Source organism: Microbacterium sp. VKM Ac-2923 (assembly GCF_022815605.1).
Classification (GTDB): domain Bacteria; phylum Actinomycetota; class Actinomycetes; order Actinomycetales; family Microbacteriaceae; genus Microbacterium.
In genome coordinates this window covers 192509-207899 of sequence record NZ_JALGRP010000005.1, presented here as the reverse complement: position 1 = coordinate 207899, position 15391 = coordinate 192509, and the positions used below count along the sequence as shown (strand labels likewise).

Sequence of the window (15391 nt, the reverse complement as noted above, 5' to 3'; positions counted from 1 at the left end):
CGGCCCGCGCACCCGTCGGGCGGGCCGCTTAGACTTGCACGCATCATGACCACCCCCGTTTCCACCCCGACGCTGATCGCGCCGTCCGCCGCCGCACAAAGCGCCCAGGGGCCGCGTACGTACGAAGTCAGAACGTTCGGATGCCAGATGAACGTGCACGATTCCGAGCGTCTCTCCGGTTCGCTCGAGAGCGCGGGGTACGTGCGCGCCGACACCGGCACCGAAGCCGACGTCATCGTCATCAACACTTGCGCCGTGCGCGACAACGCCGCCGGCAAGCTCTACGGAACCCTCGGTCATCTGAAATCGCGTAAGGACGCGCACGCGGGCATGCAGATCGCCGTCGGCGGGTGCCTGGCCCAGATGGACAAGGACGTCGTCCAGCAGAAGGCCCCGTGGGTCGACGTGGTGTTCGGCACCCACAACATGGGTTCGCTCCCGGGCATGCTCGAGCGCGCGCGCCACAACGGCGAGGCCGAGCTCGAGATCCTCGAGTCGCTCGAGATCTTCCCCTCGACCCTCCCGACCAAGAGGGACTCCGTGCACAGCGGGTGGGTGTCGATTTCGGTCGGATGCAACAACACGTGCACGTTCTGCATCGTCCCGAGCCTCCGCGGCAAGGAGAAGGACCGTCGGCCCGGCGACATCCTGAACGAGATCCGCTTGCTCGTCGACGACGGTGCCATCGAGGTGACGCTCCTCGGCCAGAACGTGAACTCGTACGGTGTGGAGTTCGGCGACCGCCTCGCGTTCGGCAAGCTGCTGCGCGCCGCGGGCGAGATCGATGGACTGGAGCGCATCCGCTTCACGAGTCCCCACCCCGCCGCTTTCACCGACGACGTCATCGCCGCGATGGCCGAGACCCCGGCGGTCATGCCGCAGCTGCACATGCCGCTGCAGTCCGGCTCCGACCGCATCCTGAAGGCAATGCGCCGCTCCTACCGCAGTGAGAAGTTCCTCGGCATCCTCGATCGCGTGCGCGACCGCATCCCGCACGCCGCGATCACGACCGACATCATCGTCGGTTTCCCCGGCGAGACCGAGGAGGACTTCCAGGAGACCCTGCGCGTCGTCGAAGCGTCGCGGTTCTCGAGCGCCTTCACGTTCCAGTACTCCATCCGCGAGGGCACTCCTGCCGCGACGATGCCCGACCAGGTGCCCAAGGCCGTCGTGCAAGAGCGCTACGAGCGTCTCGCGGCGCTGCAGGACCGCATCTCGACCGAAGAGAACCAGAAGCAGCTCGGGCGCACCCTCGAGGTGCTCGTGTCGGCGGGTGAGGGCAAGAAGGATGCCGCGACCCACCGCCTCACGGGGCGCGCCGAAGACAACCGGCTCGTCCACGTCGAGCTGCCCCCTGGCTCGCCCGTACCGCGTCCCGGCGACGTGGTGTCGGCGACGGTGACTCACGCCGCCCCCTTCCATCTGCTCGCCGATGCTCCGGACGGGGCACCCCTGCGCATCCGCCGCACGCTCGCCGGCGACGCCTGGGACCGCGCGCAGGCCGAGTCGTGCGGGGTTCCCGCGTCCGCGGGCGAGACCGGCGCACCGCGCGCGATCTCGCTGGGTCTTCCCACTCTCCGCGTCGGCGTGTGACCGAGCCGGTCCTCTGGGCGGTCGTCGGCGCGACGGGCACCGGCAAGACCGGACTCTCCCTCGATCTCGCCGACGCGCTGGCCGCTCGGGGTCGCCCGGCCGAGATCGTCAACGCCGACGCCATGCAGCTGTACCGCGGCATGGACATCGGCACGGCCAAGGTGCCGATCGCCGAGCGTCGCGGCATCCCCCATCATCTCTTCGACGCCCTCGACGTCACCCAGGAGGCCGCGGTCGCCTGGTATCAGGATGCCGCCCGCACGGCGATAGACGGGCTCCACCGCCGCGGGGCGGACGCGATCCTCGTCGGGGGGTCGGGGCTCTACGTCTCGAGCGTGCTCTGGGACTTCCGCTTCCCGCCGCGCGATGAGGCGCTCCGTGCGCGGCTCGAGGCGCAGCTCGAGAGCGAGGGTGCGGGCGCGCTCTACGCGCGGTTGCGCGAGGCCGACCCGGTCGCCGCCGAACGCATCGATGCGCGCAACGGCCGTCGCGTGGTGCGGGCGCTCGAGGTGCTCGCGCAGGGTTCTGCGACGCACGGGGGAGCGTTGCCGTCCACGCCGCTGTCGTGGCATCCGCGCACGCGCATCCTGGGCACGGCGATCGATCGCGACGAACTCGTCCCCCTGCTCGACGCCCGTGTGGAGCAGATGTGGGAGTCCGGTCTCGTCGAGGAGGCGGAGGCTCTCCGGGCGGAGGGCCTGGAAGACGGTGTCACCGCGGCGCGGGCGATCGGATACGCCCAAGCCTTGGCGCAGGTGCGCGGTGAGATGACGCGCGATGAAGCCGTCGCCGAGACCCAGGCGCTGACGCGGCGCTACGCCCGCCGCCAGGTGTCGTGGTTCCGTCGATATGACAGAACCCGGTGGCTCGATGCGCGCACCACGGACGCGCGCTCTCTGGCATCCGTCGAGGGGGCTCGTCCGTGAGCGTCTTCCGCGCAGAGCCCACGCGGCGAGAGGGTGCCGCCCTCGGCTGATCGAAGGACGCGGTCGCCGACGGCCGGAACGACGCCCTCGGCTCCCACCGCGGAGCGGATGCGGCGAGCCGCTCCCTAGACTGAACACATGGCGACTCTCCCGTTCACCAAGGGCCACGGCACCGGCAACGACTTCGTGGTGGTGGCCGATCCCGACGGAGAGCTCGATCTCTCCGACGCGCAGATCGCGGCCCTGTGCGACCGGCACTTCGGCATCGGCGCCGACGGGCTGCTACGGGTCGTGCACTCGACGGCGATCGTCGAGGGAGCGGATGCCGCGGCATCCGGTGCCGAGTGGTTCATGGACTACCGCAACGCCGACGGCTCGAAGGCCGAGATGTGCGGCAACGGCACGCGGGTGTTCGCGCGCTACCTCACCGACACCGGTCTGGCGTCGATCGATGAGGGACTGCGCATCGGCACGCGCGCCGGGGTCAAGACGCTCACGCGCAGCGACCGAGGCTTCGAGGTGGACCTCGGGGTGTTCGCGGTGGATGCCGCCGAGACCCTCGTCCGCGCGAAGGGACTGCCGGTGGCACGCCCCGGTGTCGGCATCGACGTGGGCAATCCGCACGTGGTGGTCGCCCTGTCGTCGGATGCCGAACTCGACGGCCTCGATCTGGCCTACCAGCCCGTGCTCGATCCGGCTCCTCGCCACGGGGCGAATGTGGAGTTCGTCGTCCCCGCCGACCCGCTCGTCCGCGAAGGCGTCGGAGCGATCCGTCTGCGCGTGTTCGAGCGCGGCGTCGGCGAGACGTTGAGCTGCGGCACCGGCGTCGCCGCAGCGGCCCTCGCCGTTCGGCACTGGGCGGGTGCGGCAGCCCCCGATCACTGGGTCGTCGACACACCGGGCGGCACCCTGGGCGTGCGGGTGTCGGGCGATCGGGCACTGCTGTCGGGGCCGGCGTCGCTGGTGTTCACCGGCGAGGTCGCGCTGGCCTGAGGTCCCGTCCTTCGCCGCACCGACCCCGCCCCCCGTCAGGCGACGATGTCGATGGGCTCGCTCAGCGGCGACCCGTGGCGGCGCACGCACAGCACGCGGAACCCGCGGCCCGTCGCGGCCCGGTGCACGCTGTAGCCGTCGGCGAAAGTTGCGGCGAGCCATCGCTGCAGCGAATCGGAACCGAGGTTGCGCTGAACGACGAACCACCCGTCGGAACGCTCCGTCATGCGCGGGATCCAGTGCTGCAGCATCCCGTGCAGTTCGTTCTTGCCCACGCGGATGGGCGGGTTGGAGCGGATGGTGCGAAACGACACCCCGTCGGGAACATCCTCGGGGCGTACGGCGTTGATGTTCGTGAGGCCGTGCGACTGCGCGTTGCGCCTCACGAGATCGAGAGCCCGTTCGTTGACGTCGACCGCCCAGACGGTCGCGTGCGGTGAAGCGAGCGCCAGTGACATCGAGATCGGACCCCACCCGCACCCCAGGTCGAGGAAGTGCCCACCGGCGGGAGGGGGAGGGGTGTTGGCGAGCAGCACCGAGGTTCCGGCATCCACATGGTCGGGGCTGAAGACGCCGCCCGCTGTGACCACCTCGAGTTCACGACCGGCGAGCGTCACGCTGATGCGGCGGAGCTGTTCGGGACTCGACGGCGACGCGCTGAAGTAGTGCTCGCTCCCCATCACGCCAGGATATCCGACCGACCCCTCGGGCGTCGGGACGGATAAAGTTCCAGAACACCGAGATACATCCACCGCGGCCAGGTCCGCGGCCGAAAGGAACACATGACCGAACAGACCACACCCCCGAGCATCGACGCGTCGCCGGTGGACCCGGTGGACCGCGTGCTCTCGCGCGCCGAAGCGCACCGCGGGGTCCGGGTCTTCGGCGCAGCGCAGGCGCTCCAAGACGCCACCACCGCGTACGGCGGCGACGCCGACGGCGACCAGTGGGACCGCGAGGAACGCGCCGCGCTCCGCCGCGTCGCCGGGCTCTCCACCGAGCTCGAAGACGTCACCGAGGTCGAATACCGCCAGCTGCGCCTCGAGAACGTCGTTCTCGTGGGCGTGCACCCGCAGGGGGAGCAGACGGATGCCGAGAACTCGCTGCGCGAGCTGTCGGCCCTGGCCGAGACGGCCGGCGCGGTCGTGCTCGACGGCGTGCTGCAGCGTCGACCCCATCCGGATCCCGCGACCTATGTCGGGCGCGGCAAGGCGGCCGAGCTGCGCGACATCGTCGCTGCTGTCGGCGCCGACACCGTGATCGCCGATACCGAGCTCGCGCCCAGCCAGCGGCGCGCGCTCGAAGACGTGGTGAAGGTGAAGGTGATCGACCGGACGACGGTCATCCTCGACATCTTCAGCCAGCACGCCAAGAGCCGCGAGGGCAAGGCGCAGGTCGAGCTGGCCCAGCTGGAGTACCTCCTGCCGCGCCTGCGCGGCTGGGGTGACTCGATGTCGCGCCAGGCCGGCGGACAGGTCGGTGCGGGCGGTGCGGGCATGGGCTCGCGCGGACCCGGTGAGACGAAGATCGAACTCGACCGTCGTCGCATCCGCACGAAGATGGCGCTGCTGCGCAAGCAGCTGCGCGACTTCGCCCCCGCTCGCGAGGCCAAGCGCGCCGACCGCAAGCGCCACACGATCCCCTCGGTCGCCATCGCCGGCTACACCAACGCGGGCAAGTCGAGCCTGCTGAACCGCCTCACGAGCGCGGGTGTGCTGGTCGAGAACGCCCTGTTCGCGACCCTGGATGCCACGGTCCGCCGCTCCGAGACGACCGACGGTCGCGTCTACACGCTCACCGACACGGTGGGCTTCGTGCGCAACCTCCCGCACCAGCTCGTCGAGGCGTTCCGGTCGACCCTGGAGGAGGTCGGCGACGCCGATGTCATCCTGCACGTCGTCGATGCCTCGCACCCCGACCCGGCCGCACAGCTGTTGACGGTGCGCGACGTGATGGGAGACGTGAACGCGAACTTCGGCCGGGAGATCGTCGTCTTCAACAAGGCCGATCTGGTGACCGAGGATGAGCGTCTCGTGCTGCGCGGGCTCGCCCCCGACGCCAGTTTCGTGTCGTCCCGCACCGGCGAGGGCATCGACGAACTCCGCGCCGTGATCGAGGAGGCTCTCCCGCTGCCGGCGGTCGAGGTGCAGGCGGTGGTTCCGTACGATCGCGGCGACCTGGTCTCGGCTGTGCACGAGAGCGGGCTCATCCTGGCTCAGGAACACCGCGAGACCGGGACGTTCCTGCACGCGCACGTGGGGGCTCGTCTTGCCGCGGAACTGGAACAGTTCGCCGCCTGATCGCGACCCGGAGAACCCCGCTCACGTCTCGTGAGCGGGGTTCTCCGTCTTGTCGGCTCGTGCGAGTGTCGCGGCCTCGCACGGAGCTGCAGTCCCACGCCTCCGTGCAGCGCGACGGGACGGTGTTCACTCCATCTGCAGAGCGGGGATGCCCGGACTCTCGAACCCGAAGACCGCGCCCAAGAAGCCCAGTTCGCGGCGGAGGGAGTCGACCACCGTCTCGGCGCGGCGGAACCCGTGGCCCTCGCCCTCGTACAGCACGTAGGCGTGGGGGACCCCGTGCGCGGCGAGAGCGTCGCGGATGGCCTCGGCCTGCGACGGAGGGACGACCCGATCCTCGGCGCCCTGCAGGATGAGCAGCGGAACGCGGAACCGCTCGGGATGGCTGAGCGGCGATCGCTCCACGTACACCGACTCCGCCTCGGGGAGCGGACCGATGAGACCGTCGAGATAACGCGCCTCGAAGTCGTGCGTGTCCTCGGCGAGGGCGCGCGCATCTCCCACGCCGTAGCGCGAGATCCCCGCGCTGAAGACATCGGTGTTCGTGACCGCAGCAAGCACCGTCCAGCCGCCCGCGGAACCGCCGGCGATCGCGATCCGATCGGGGTCGGCGAGTCCCGCCTCGGCGAGGGCGGATGCCGCTGCGGCGACGTCGTCGACGTCGACAACGCCCCACTGGCCCTTCAGCCGGTCGCGGTAGGCCCGACCGTAGCCGGTGGAGCCGCCGTAGTTGACGTCGAGCACACCGATGCCGCGGCTCGTGAAGTACGCCGTCTTCGCGGACGGCGCGGGCCCGACGTGCGAGGTCGGTCCGCCGTGGACGAGCACGACGTACGGCGGGCGCTCGCCGGGGGGAGCGGTGACCTCGGGGTGGGTGGGGGCGTAGGCGAAGGCATGCACCGGGCCGTGTGGCCCCTCTGTCTCGAGCGCGCGGGCCGACGGCATCCATTCGTCGCCCCAGGAAGCGGAGCCGCCCGTCACGAGCTCGACCGCCCCGGAATCCAGGTCGACCAGCCACAGCCCCGAGCGGCCTCCGGCGTCGGCGCCGGAGACCAGCACCTGCGCGCCACGCGCGTCGTCGACCGCAGCCCCGGCGATGGCGGGGACGTCGAGGGGGCGCACCCCCGAGGGAGCGATCTCGACGATCTCGTCAGCGCCGTCGGTGCGTACCGCGACGACCCGTCCTCCGGCGGCCGCGCCGAACCACCGCGTACCGAGAACCCAGAGACCGCCCCCGGTGTCGGCGTCCGCCGGTGCCACGGGCTGCGCGTCGCCGTCGAGCGGACGGCGGAAGAGGTTCCACCGGCCATCGGGATCGTCGGCGTACAGCAGCTCGTCGTCAGCCAGCCAGACCGGCTGCAGGGGCGCGCGGTTCGCTCCGCCCGCGATGTCGCGGACCTCGCCCGTCGTCAGGTCGGCGACGCGCAGGACCGTGGCATCCCAGGGCATGTCGGGATGGTCCCACGCGATCCACGCGAGCCGACGACCGTCGGGGGAGAGGGCGGGTTGGGCGAGGAAATCGCTGCCATCGGCGAGCACCTCGACCTCATCGGAACCGTCGGTCGGGATGCAGACGATCGCCCGCTCCGGGACGCGCGTGGTGCCGTGCGTCTCACGCACGGCCAGCAGCACACCGTGCTCGAACCGCAGCCCGCCGTGTCGTACGGCCTCGTCGGGTGGCGTCAATGCGCGCGCCTCGCCCCCCGGGCGCAGGGCGTAGACGCGCTGGTCGACCTTCTCGACGTAGTACAGCTCGCCGTCATCGGATGCCGTCCATGCCCCTCCGCCGTACTCGTGCACCGCCGAGCGGGCGTTGGCGGGGGCGGGCAGCACGGTCTCGACGACACCGTCGGCCCGGCGGCGCTTCACCGCGACGCGGCCGGCCTCACAAGGCACGGATTCGCCCCACCAGACCTCGTCGCCGACGAGCCGGGCACCGTCGACGCGCGGCGACGCCTGCGCGACGGACTCGGGCGTGAGGGGAGAGGGCCAGGAGCCATAGGGGAGGGTGTCAGCCATGGGACAAGCCTAGGCAGGGCCCCCGACATCCGTCCGTGCCGGCCGATTTGGTGAGCGGCACTTCGGCGGCGGTCCGGGACAGGTCTCGGTGACGACGAAGACCGGATGCCACCGCGCGGGGGACATCCGGCCTTGAGCCGTGGGGGTCAGACCGCCCGCAACACCGCCACCACGCGACCCAGCACGACGGCCTCGTCTCCGAGGATGGGCTCGAAAGCGGAGTTGCGGGGCAGGAGCCAGGTGTGGCCGTCACGGCGACGGAAGGTCTTCACCGTGGCCTCGCCGTCGAGCATCGCGGCGACGATCTCGCCGTTCTCGGCGTTCGCCTGCGACCGGACGACCACCCAGTCGCCGTCGCAGATCGCGGCGTCGATCATCGACTCGCCCGAGACCTTGAGCATGAACAACTCGCCCCTGCCGACGAGCTGGCGGGGGAGGGGGAAGATCTCCTCCACGTGCTGATCCGCGGTGATCGGCACACCGGCGGCGATCCGACCGACCAGCGGCACGAGGGCGGCGTCGCCGACCGAGGGTGCGGTGTCGGCGGGGTTCTCGGCGGCGTTGCCGGGAAGGTCGATCAGCACCTCCATCGCCCGGGTCTTGCCCGGATCGCGACGGAGGTAACCGCTGAGCTCGAGCTGGTTGAGCTGGTGGGTGACGCTCGAGAGCGACTTGAGGCCGACGGCGTCTCCGATCTCGCGCATGCTCGGCGGGTAACCGTGCCGGGCGATCGAACGCTGGATGACCTCGAGGATCGCGAGCTGCTTGTCGCTGAGGCTCTTGCGCCGACGCGTCTGCGGTCGGTCGCGGCCGGCGGTCGTCGCGTCGGTCATCTGGTGCTCCCCTCGCGCCGCGGGAAGGGCGGCGGATATTCGAATGTCGGAGGTTGGTGATGAGGTCTCCGTGTCGAAACCGTATCCGGTTGACGAGGTGAATGACGCGGAACCGCCCGCGTGTCGCGTTCGATTCGTCTCCGACATCCGGGTCCTTGACAGCTATCGAGTATCGAAGATACATTCGGAAGACAGATTCGCACCCCGCCCTCCCGGCCGAGGGCGGAGTGCGAATCTCTCCACCAAGGAGCACACATCATGAGCAGCATCGCCCTCACCGCCCCCACCACCCGCCTGCGCATCACGACGCGTGGTCGCCGCGTCGTCGCCTTCCTGGTGTCCCTTCCCCTCGTCGTGGCGCTCGGCCTCGTGATCGTCGGCGGAGGCTCCGCCCTCGCCTCGAACGACGTCGGCGCGCCCGCCGGCACCTTCGCGGAGATCACGGTGATGAGTGGCGAGACCCTCTGGTCGATCGCCGAAGAGCTGGCACCCGCGGCCGATCCCCGCGACGTCGTCGCGGAGATCACGCGCCTCAACGCCCTCCCGGGTGGCTCGGTGGCCGCCGGTCAGCGGATCGCCATCCCCGCCGAGTACGCGCCTGTCGACTGACGTCCGCGATGGCCCGCCCGCGCTGCCGCCTACGATGGACAGGGTGACCGTACGCCTCGACGACCTTCCTCTTCGCGACGATCTGCGGGGTATGACCCCGTATGGAGCGCCGCAAGCGCCGCTGCCGGTAGCGCTGAACGTGAACGAGAACACGCATCCCGTCCCGTCCGAGGTCGCAGACGACATCCTGGATGCCGTCGCCCGGGCGCTCCGCGACGTCAATCGTTACCCCGACCGCGAGTTCACGACGCTTCGTGAGGCGTTCGCGCAGTACCTCGGCCACGGCCTGGGTGCCGAGCAGATCTGGGCGGCGAACGGCTCCAACGAGGTGCTGCAGCACATCCTTCAGGCGTTCGGCGGCCCCGGCCGCACCGCGATGGGCTTCGCCCCCACCTACTCGATGTACCCCATCCTCACGCGCGCAACGGGTGCGCGTTGGATCGCGGGGGAGCGTGAGCACGACTTCACGCTGAGCGCCGAGTCCGCCGCCGCGCAGGTCCGCGATCAGTGCCCGGACGTCGTCTTCCTCTGCGCGCCCAACAACCCCACGGGCACCCCGCTCCGTCTCGACGTCGTCGAAGCGGTCTACGACGCGACGGACGGTGTCGTGATCGTCGACGAGGCCTATCAGGAGTTCGCTCCGCACGACGAGCCGTCGGCCATCACCCTCCTCCCGGGGCGACCCCGTCTGGTGGTCTCGCGCACCATGAGCAAGGCGTTCGCGTTCGCCGGGGCCCGTGTGGGCTACCTCGCGGCCGACCCGACCTTCGTCGACGCACTGCGCCTCGTCCGCCTGCCCTATCACTTGAGCGCGCTCACCCAGGCGGCGGCCACCGCAGCCCTCGGGCACGCCGAGACCATGCTGGCGACGGTCGATGAGATCGTCACTCAACGCGACCGGATCGCGGCCACAGTGTCTGCTGTCGGCTACACGGCGCACGAGTCGTGGACCAACTTCGTCCTCTTCGGCGGGGTGGCAGACCCCGCGGCGACGTGGAAAGCGTTGTACGACCGGGGGGTGCTGATCCGCGACGTCGGCATCGCCCACCACCTGCGCGTCTCGGCCGGCACCGAGGACGAGACCACCGCGTTCCTCGACGCCCTCGCCTCGATAGGATCGCGATCATGACCGGTCCTGTCCCGCCCCGCACCGCTGCGATCACCCGCGAGACCAGCGAATCGCGCGTCGAGCTGGACCTCGACCTCGACGGCCGCGGTGCGAGCGACATCTCCACGAGCGTGCCGTTCTTCGACCACATGCTCACGGCGTTCGCGAAGCACTCGTTGACCGACCTGCGGGTGCGGGCGACGGGCGACACGCACATCGACGCCCACCACACGGTGGAAGACACCTCGATCGTGCTCGGACATGCGATCCGGCAGGCCCTCGGCGACAAGTCCGGCATCGCGCGATACGGAGACGCGCTCGTGCCGCTCGACGAGGCGCTGGCGCAGGCCGTCGTCGACATCAGCGGTCGGCCGTACCTCGTGCACACCGGCGAGCCCGTTGGCTTCGAGCACCACCTCATCGGGGGTCATTTCACCGGCTCGCTCGTGCGGCACTCGTTCGAGGCCATCTCGATCCACGCGGGCCTCACCGTGCACGTGCGCGTGCTGGGCGGACGCGACCCGCATCACATCGCCGAGGCCGAGTACAAAGCGTTCGCGCGCGCGTTCCGCCAGGCGAAAGCGCTCGATCCGCTCGTGGACGGCATCCCGAGCACCAAGGGCGCGCTGTGACGGCCAAGCCGATCGTCGCCGTCCTCGACTACGGCTCGGGCAACGTCCACTCCGCCGTCAAGGCTCTCGTGGAGGCCGGTGCCGACGCGCGTCTCACCTCCGACCGCTCGCTGCTGCTCGACGCCGACGGGCTGCTGGTCCCGGGTGTCGGTGCGTTCCGCGCCGTGATGGACTCGCTGAACGCCAGTCGCGGGGGTGAGATCGTCGACCGTCGGCTCGCGGGCGGCCGGCACGTCCTCGGCATCTGCGTCGGAATGCAGGTGATGTTCGAGCGCGGCATCGAGCGCGGCGCAGATACGGAAGGTCTCGGTGAGTGGCCGGGGACGGTCGCCGAGCTGCAGGCTCCCATCCTCCCGCACATGGGCTGGAACACCGTGACCCCTGGCGAAGGTTCCCGTCTGTTCGAGGGCATCGAGGACGAGAGGTTCTACTTCGTGCACTCCTACGCCGCGCAGGAGTGGTCGTTGGAGGTCACGCCGCCGTTCCCGCAGCCGTCCGTGACGTGGTGCACGTACGGTGCGCCCTTCGTCGCCGCCGTCGAGAACGGTCCGCTGGCGGCGACGCAGTTCCACCCCGAGAAGTCGGGCGAAGCCGGCATCCGCCTCCTCGCCAATTGGATCGACGGGCTGCGCACGACTACTGTGTGACCTCGTGCCCCGGCTCGGCGAGATGCGCCGAAGGGTGCGAGGAGCCATGAACGATTTCGCGTCCACGCCCGAACTTGTGCTGCTTCCCGCGGTCGATGTCGCCGACGGCAAGGCCGTCCGTCTGACCCAGGGTGAGGCCGGTACCGAGACCAGCTACGGCGATCCCGTCGACGCGGCGGCCGACTTCGCCCGCCAGGGTGCGCAGTGGATCCACCTGGTCGACCTCGACGCCGCTTTCGGTCGCGGCAGCAACGCCGGTGTGATGCGCAAGGTCATCCGCCAGGTGAAGGGCGTGCAGGTCGAGCTGTCCGGTGGCATCCGTGACGACCGCACGCTCGAGGCCGCGCTCGAGAGCGGCGCAAGCCGCATCAACCTCGGTACCGCGGCGTTGGAGAACCCCGAGTGGGCGGCCGACGTGATCAACCGTTACGGCGAGGCGATCGCCGTCGGTCTCGATGTGCGCGGAACGACGCTGGCCGCTCGCGGCTGGACGCGTGACGGCGGCGACCTCTGGACCGTGCTGGAGCGCCTCGAAGACGCCGGCTGCAGCCGCTACGTCGTCACCGACGTCACCAAGGACGGCACGCTCCGCGGCCCCAACATCGAACTGCTCCGCGAGATGACCCAGCGCACCCCCAAGCCCATCGTTGCCTCGGGCGGCGTGTCGAGCCTCGACGACATCGTGGCGTTACGCGACCTCGTGCCCCTCGGTGTGGAAGGTGCGATCGTCGGCAAGGCGCTCTACGCGGGGCAGTTCACGCTCGCTGAGGCACTGGATGTCGCCGGACACTGACGGCCCCCACGACCACGGCGCCCACCCGGGCGGCGCGCACGGCGATTCCGCGGGCGTTCCCTGGGAGGGGCGCAGCTTCGCCTCCAACCCCCACTCCGGCGACGACGGGTCGGCGGATGCGGCCCTGCTCGCGGCGCTCCTGGCGTTTCGCGCGGCGGCGGGCGATGCGCGCGCGGTGGTCGACGCCTACCGCGAGGCGCGCCTGCTGATCCCGCTCATTGCAGAGAAGGGCGACCACGGCATCGGCGCGCACGGGCTCGAGGTCGACAAGACGCAGGAGCTGTCGATCGTCACGGTCGCTGCCCCCGACGGTCGCAAGGTCCTGCCGGTGTTCACCTCCGTCACGGCGCTGCAGACGTGGGATGCCACCGCGCGTCCCGTTCCGGCGGACGGTCGTCGCACGGCGCTCGCCGCCGCGTCCGAAGACACCGAGCTCATCGTCATCGACCCCGCGTCCGAGACGGAGTTCGTCATCCGGCGCCCCGCGGTCTGGGCCATCGCGCAGGGAGAGCCGTGGGAGCCGGCCCACACGTCGCCCACGATCTTCACGGGACTGCAGGAGAGCATCTCGGGTGAGCTCGCCGTGCTCGACCTGGCCGTGGAGTCGGGCGATCCCACCGGGCGTCTGCGCGGACCGGAGCTGGTGGTGCACCTGCAGCTGATGTCCGGCCTGGAGCAGGCGGAGTTGGATGCCGTGCTCGCCCGCATCGCCCGCCGCTGGGCGTCGGACGACCGCATCGCCGTGCTCGTCGACTCGCTCACCGTGAAGCTGCACCGCAGCAAAGACGTCTGATCTCGTCCCTGCGCTGCGCAGAAGCGGCACCTGCGGTCACGCCGCAACAGGCGGTCGTTCGAGAACAGGAGGCGGGGCTACCGGTGCATCCCGTTCTGGTGGCATCCCCTGTTCTCGAGCACGTCGACGTCCGGTCACGGGGGAGTCGGCCCGCGGTGGGGGAGGGCGGAGGAACGCTCCCTCCCCGGGGCAATCGGGGTGGCGCGACGTCTCATACGCCTCCGGGTGTCACGGGGCAGTCGGCCTGCGGCACAGGGCGCAGTGATGCCTCTCATACCCCTGCGGGTGTCACGGGGGAGTCGGCCTGCGGCACAGGGCGCAGTGATGCCTCTCATACCCCTGCGGGTGTCACGGGGGAGTCGGCCCGCGGCAACGGCGCAGTGACGCCCCTCCTACCCCTACGGGCGTCACGGGGAGTCGGCCTGCGGCACAGGGCGCAGTGATGCCCCTCATACCCCTGCGGGTGTCACAGAGGAGTTGGCCCGCGGCGGGAGAGGGCGGAGGAATGGCCCTTCCCCGGGGCAATCGGGGTAGGGGCCCTGCTCTTGCCCCGGGGAGGGGCCATTCCGTAGACCGGGACCACCCCGGAACGAACGACCTACGTGACGGGCCCCGTCCACTTCTCCCCGGGCCCCTTACCGATCGGATCCTGGATGGTCGACGCCTCGCGGAAGGCCAGCTGCAGGGACCGCAGGCCGTCGCGAAGTGACCGCGCGTGCATGTCGCTGATCTCGGGGGCGCCGGCGGTGATGAGTCCGGCGAGTGAGTTGATGAGCTTGCGCGCTTCGTCCAGGTCGAGCTGGTGGGCGGGATCGTCGGCCAGACCGGTCTTGACGGCTGCCGCGCTCATGAGGTGCACGGCGGCCGTCGTGATGACTTCGACGGCGGGGACGTCGGCGATGTCACGGGTGGCGGAGGAGGCCGCGCGCTCCTGTTCTTCCCAGCGCGCGAGACGTTCGTCTTCGCCTCCGTGGCGGTGCGCGGAGGTGTCGTCGGTGGGCTGGTCGGAGGGGATCGTGTCCACGTGCATCTCTCTGCTAGACTATGGCGGGCTTCGGAGTGTTTCACTCCGCACGAAAGAGGATCACATCCCACCCGCGCTTGCCGCTCCAGGCTACCGGGTTCCCGCACTCCGCTCCGTCTCGCACGGGGTCGCCTGGGTGCAGAAGCCGGTGCTGACAGCACCGTGCCGGGTGGCGTGTTTCTCCTCTTCGCCCGCGATTCGTTCGGATCGCGGCGGCCGTCATCCGCAGACAAGAGGAGTTCCGCATTAGCGATCCCCGCACCAACGAGCGCATCCGAGTTCCGGAGGTCCGTCTCGTCGGACCCAACGGCGAGCAGGTCGGCATCGTCCGCATCGAAGCTGCGCTGCGCCTGGCTCAGGAAGCGGACCTCGACTTGGTCGAGGTCGCGCCGAGCTCGAAGCCGCCCGTGGTCAAGATCATGGATTACGGCAAGTTCAAGTACGAGGCCGCCCAGAAGGCCAAGGAGACGCGTCGTAACCAGGCGAACACCGTCCTCAAAGAGGTCCGGTTCCGTCTGAAGATCGAGGCCCACGACTACATCACCAAGCTCAAGCGCGCCGAGGGCTTCCTGCAGGCGGGCGACAAGGTGAAGGCCATGATCCTGTTCCGCGGTCGCGAGCAGTCGCGTCCCGAGCAGGGTGTGCGCCTGCTCCGCAAGTTCGCCGAAGACGTCGCCGAGTTCGGCACCGTCGAGTCGAACCCCACGATCGACGGCCGCAACATGGTGATGGTGGTCGCACCCCACAAGAACAAGTCCGAGGTCAAGACCGAGCAGAACGCTCAGCGCACGGCGAACCGTGAAGCAGCGCGGAGCGCCGCTCGGGGCGACTCGGCACCCACAGACGAAGCTTCCCCGGCGTCCGCCGAGTAAAGCTCCCCGACTCCCGCTCCGCCGGGAACCCCAACGAAGGAAGACAGATGCCGAAGCAGAAGACCCACTCGGGCGCCAAGAAGCGCTTCAAGCTCACCGGTAGCGGCAAGCTCATGAAGCAGCAGGCCGGCATGCGCCACAACCTTGAAGGCAAGTCCTCCAAGCGCACGCGCCGCCTGAACCAGGAGCAGGTCCTGGCCAAGGGTGACTCGAAGGTCGCCAAGAAGCTCCTCGGTCTCTGAGCGCCGA

The 15391-nt window shown here is 70.2% G+C and carries 16 protein-coding genes; 12 read left to right on the top strand and 4 right to left on the bottom strand.

Annotated elements, in window-relative coordinates; translation table 11 throughout:
• The first annotated feature begins 45 nt into the window (after positions 1 to 45).
• The 3 genes from miaB to dapF all read left to right on the top strand — a co-directional run bounded on the left by miaB (position 46) and on the right by dapF (position 3512).
• Positions 46 to 1593, top strand: coding sequence for a tRNA (N6-isopentenyl adenosine(37)-C2)-methylthiotransferase MiaB (gene miaB / locus MT347_RS10615; protein WP_243500905.1), 1548 nt, complete (start codon positions 46 to 48; stop codon positions 1591 to 1593).
• Positions 1590 to 2519, top strand: a complete 930-nt coding sequence (gene miaA / locus MT347_RS10610) for a tRNA (adenosine(37)-N6)-dimethylallyltransferase MiaA (protein ID WP_243500903.1) — start codon at positions 1590 to 1592, stop codon at positions 2517 to 2519. Before miaB ends, miaA begins: the two co-directional genes overlap by 4 nt.
• A gap of 138 nt (positions 2520 to 2657) precedes the next feature.
• Complete coding sequence (gene dapF / locus MT347_RS10605) at positions 2658 to 3512, top strand: diaminopimelate epimerase (RefSeq protein ID WP_243500901.1); 855 nt, start codon at positions 2658 to 2660, stop codon at positions 3510 to 3512.
• A gap of 35 nt (positions 3513 to 3547) precedes the next feature.
• Here the strand turns inward: dapF and MT347_RS10600 are convergent, their stop codons facing one another.
• A complete protein-coding gene (locus MT347_RS10600; protein WP_243500899.1) occupies positions 3548 to 4192 on the bottom strand; it encodes a class I SAM-dependent methyltransferase in 645 nt (214 codons plus the stop codon).
• A gap of 102 nt (positions 4193 to 4294) precedes the next feature.
• On the opposite strand from MT347_RS10600, the gene hflX reads away from it, so the two are divergent.
• A complete protein-coding gene (gene hflX / locus MT347_RS10595; RefSeq protein WP_243500897.1) occupies positions 4295 to 5812 on the top strand; it encodes a GTPase HflX in 1518 nt (505 codons plus the stop codon).
• A 126-nt stretch (positions 5813 to 5938) separates the two neighbouring features.
• Here hflX and MT347_RS10590 read toward each other — a convergent pair whose 3' ends face one another.
• Together MT347_RS10590 and lexA are read right to left on the bottom strand one after the other, a co-directional pair.
• Positions 5939 to 7831 carry a prolyl oligopeptidase family serine peptidase gene (locus tag MT347_RS10590; protein ID WP_243500894.1) on the bottom strand — a complete coding sequence of 631 codons (1893 nt, stop codon included), beginning with the start codon at positions 7829 to 7831 and terminating at the stop codon, positions 5939 to 5941.
• Between the two features lie 146 nt (positions 7832 to 7977).
• Positions 7978 to 8664 carry a transcriptional repressor LexA gene (gene lexA, locus MT347_RS10585; RefSeq protein ID WP_243500892.1) on the bottom strand — a complete coding sequence of 229 codons (687 nt, stop codon included), beginning with the start codon at positions 8662 to 8664 and terminating at the stop codon, positions 7978 to 7980.
• Between the two features lie 258 nt (positions 8665 to 8922).
• On the opposite strand from lexA, the gene MT347_RS10580 reads away from it, so the two are divergent.
• The 6 genes from MT347_RS10580 to MT347_RS10555 are packed head-to-tail and all read left to right on the top strand — an operon-like array spanning position 8923 to position 13246.
• Positions 8923 to 9273, top strand: a complete 351-nt coding sequence (locus tag MT347_RS10580) for a LysM peptidoglycan-binding domain-containing protein (RefSeq protein WP_243500890.1) — start codon at positions 8923 to 8925, stop codon at positions 9271 to 9273.
• Positions 9274 to 9307: 34 nt separating this feature from the next.
• Positions 9308 to 10402 carry a histidinol-phosphate transaminase gene (locus tag MT347_RS10575; RefSeq protein WP_243500888.1) on the top strand — a complete coding sequence of 365 codons (1095 nt, stop codon included), beginning with the start codon at positions 9308 to 9310 and terminating at the stop codon, positions 10400 to 10402.
• Complete coding sequence (gene hisB, locus MT347_RS10570) at positions 10399 to 11013, top strand: imidazoleglycerol-phosphate dehydratase HisB (RefSeq protein ID WP_243500885.1); 615 nt, start codon at positions 10399 to 10401, stop codon at positions 11011 to 11013. The genes MT347_RS10575 and hisB overlap by 4 nt, the downstream gene beginning before the upstream one ends.
• Positions 11010 to 11660: an imidazole glycerol phosphate synthase subunit HisH gene (gene hisH, locus MT347_RS10565; protein ID WP_243500883.1), complete on the top strand. Its 651-nt coding sequence runs from the start codon at positions 11010 to 11012 to the stop codon at positions 11658 to 11660. The genes hisB and hisH overlap by 4 nt, the downstream gene beginning before the upstream one ends.
• A gap of 46 nt (positions 11661 to 11706) precedes the next feature.
• The gene (gene priA, locus MT347_RS10560) at positions 11707 to 12453 is read left to right on the top strand and encodes a bifunctional 1-(5-phosphoribosyl)-5-((5-phosphoribosylamino)methylideneamino)imidazole-4-carboxamide isomerase/phosphoribosylanthranilate isomerase PriA (protein WP_243500881.1); all 747 of its coding nucleotides are present in this window, start codon (positions 11707 to 11709) and stop codon (positions 12451 to 12453) included.
• Positions 12437 to 13246, top strand: a complete 810-nt coding sequence (locus MT347_RS10555; protein ID WP_243500879.1) for an SseB family protein — start codon at positions 12437 to 12439, stop codon at positions 13244 to 13246. Before priA ends, MT347_RS10555 begins: the two co-directional genes overlap by 17 nt.
• A 598-nt stretch (positions 13247 to 13844) precedes the next feature.
• Here MT347_RS10555 and MT347_RS10550 read toward each other — a convergent pair.
• Complete coding sequence (locus MT347_RS10550) at positions 13845 to 14270, bottom strand: DUF1844 domain-containing protein (protein WP_243500876.1); 426 nt, start codon at positions 14268 to 14270, stop codon at positions 13845 to 13847.
• 221 nt (positions 14271 to 14491) lie between these two features.
• Here MT347_RS10550 and infC point away from each other — a divergent pair, with 221 nt between their 5' ends.
• Positions 14492 to 15142 (top strand): translation initiation factor IF-3, encoded by a 651-nt coding sequence (gene infC / locus MT347_RS10545; protein ID WP_243501128.1) that lies wholly within the window; start codon positions 14492 to 14494, stop codon positions 15140 to 15142.
• Positions 15143 to 15189: 47 nt separating this feature from the next.
• Positions 15190 to 15384, top strand: coding sequence for a 50S ribosomal protein L35 (rpmI, locus tag MT347_RS10540; RefSeq protein WP_243500874.1), 195 nt, complete (start codon positions 15190 to 15192; stop codon positions 15382 to 15384).
• The last annotated feature ends 7 nt before the right edge of the window (positions 15385 to 15391 follow it).

Bases quoted from the DNA above. Each gene is read 5' to 3' on its own strand.
- miaB (WP_243500905.1), top strand. From the start codon at position 46: ATGACCACCCCCGTTTCCACCCCGACGCTGATCGCGCCGTCCGCCGCC.
- dapF (WP_243500901.1), top strand. From the start codon at position 2,658: ATGGCGACTCTCCCGTTCACCAAGGGCCACGGCACCGGCAACGACTTC.
- MT347_RS10600 (WP_243500899.1), bottom strand. From the start codon at position 4,192: ATGGGGAGCGAGCACTACTTCAGCGCGTCGCCGTCGAGTCCCGAACAG.
- hflX (WP_243500897.1), top strand. From the start codon at position 4,295: ATGACCGAACAGACCACACCCCCGAGCATCGACGCGTCGCCGGTGGAC.
- MT347_RS10590 (WP_243500894.1), bottom strand. From the start codon at position 7,831: ATGGCTGACACCCTCCCCTATGGCTCCTGGCCCTCTCCCCTCACGCCC.
- lexA (WP_243500892.1), bottom strand. From the start codon at position 8,664: ATGACCGACGCGACGACCGCCGGCCGCGACCGACCGCAGACGCGTCGG.
- MT347_RS10580 (WP_243500890.1), top strand. From the start codon at position 8,923: ATGAGCAGCATCGCCCTCACCGCCCCCACCACCCGCCTGCGCATCACG.
- MT347_RS10575 (WP_243500888.1), top strand. From the start codon at position 9,308: ATGGACAGGGTGACCGTACGCCTCGACGACCTTCCTCTTCGCGACGAT.
- hisB (WP_243500885.1), top strand. From the start codon at position 10,399: ATGACCGGTCCTGTCCCGCCCCGCACCGCTGCGATCACCCGCGAGACC.
- priA (WP_243500881.1), top strand. From the start codon at position 11,707: ATGAACGATTTCGCGTCCACGCCCGAACTTGTGCTGCTTCCCGCGGTC.
- MT347_RS10555 (WP_243500879.1), top strand. From the start codon at position 12,437: ATGTCGCCGGACACTGACGGCCCCCACGACCACGGCGCCCACCCGGGC.
- rpmI (WP_243500874.1), top strand. From the start codon at position 15,190: ATGCCGAAGCAGAAGACCCACTCGGGCGCCAAGAAGCGCTTCAAGCTC.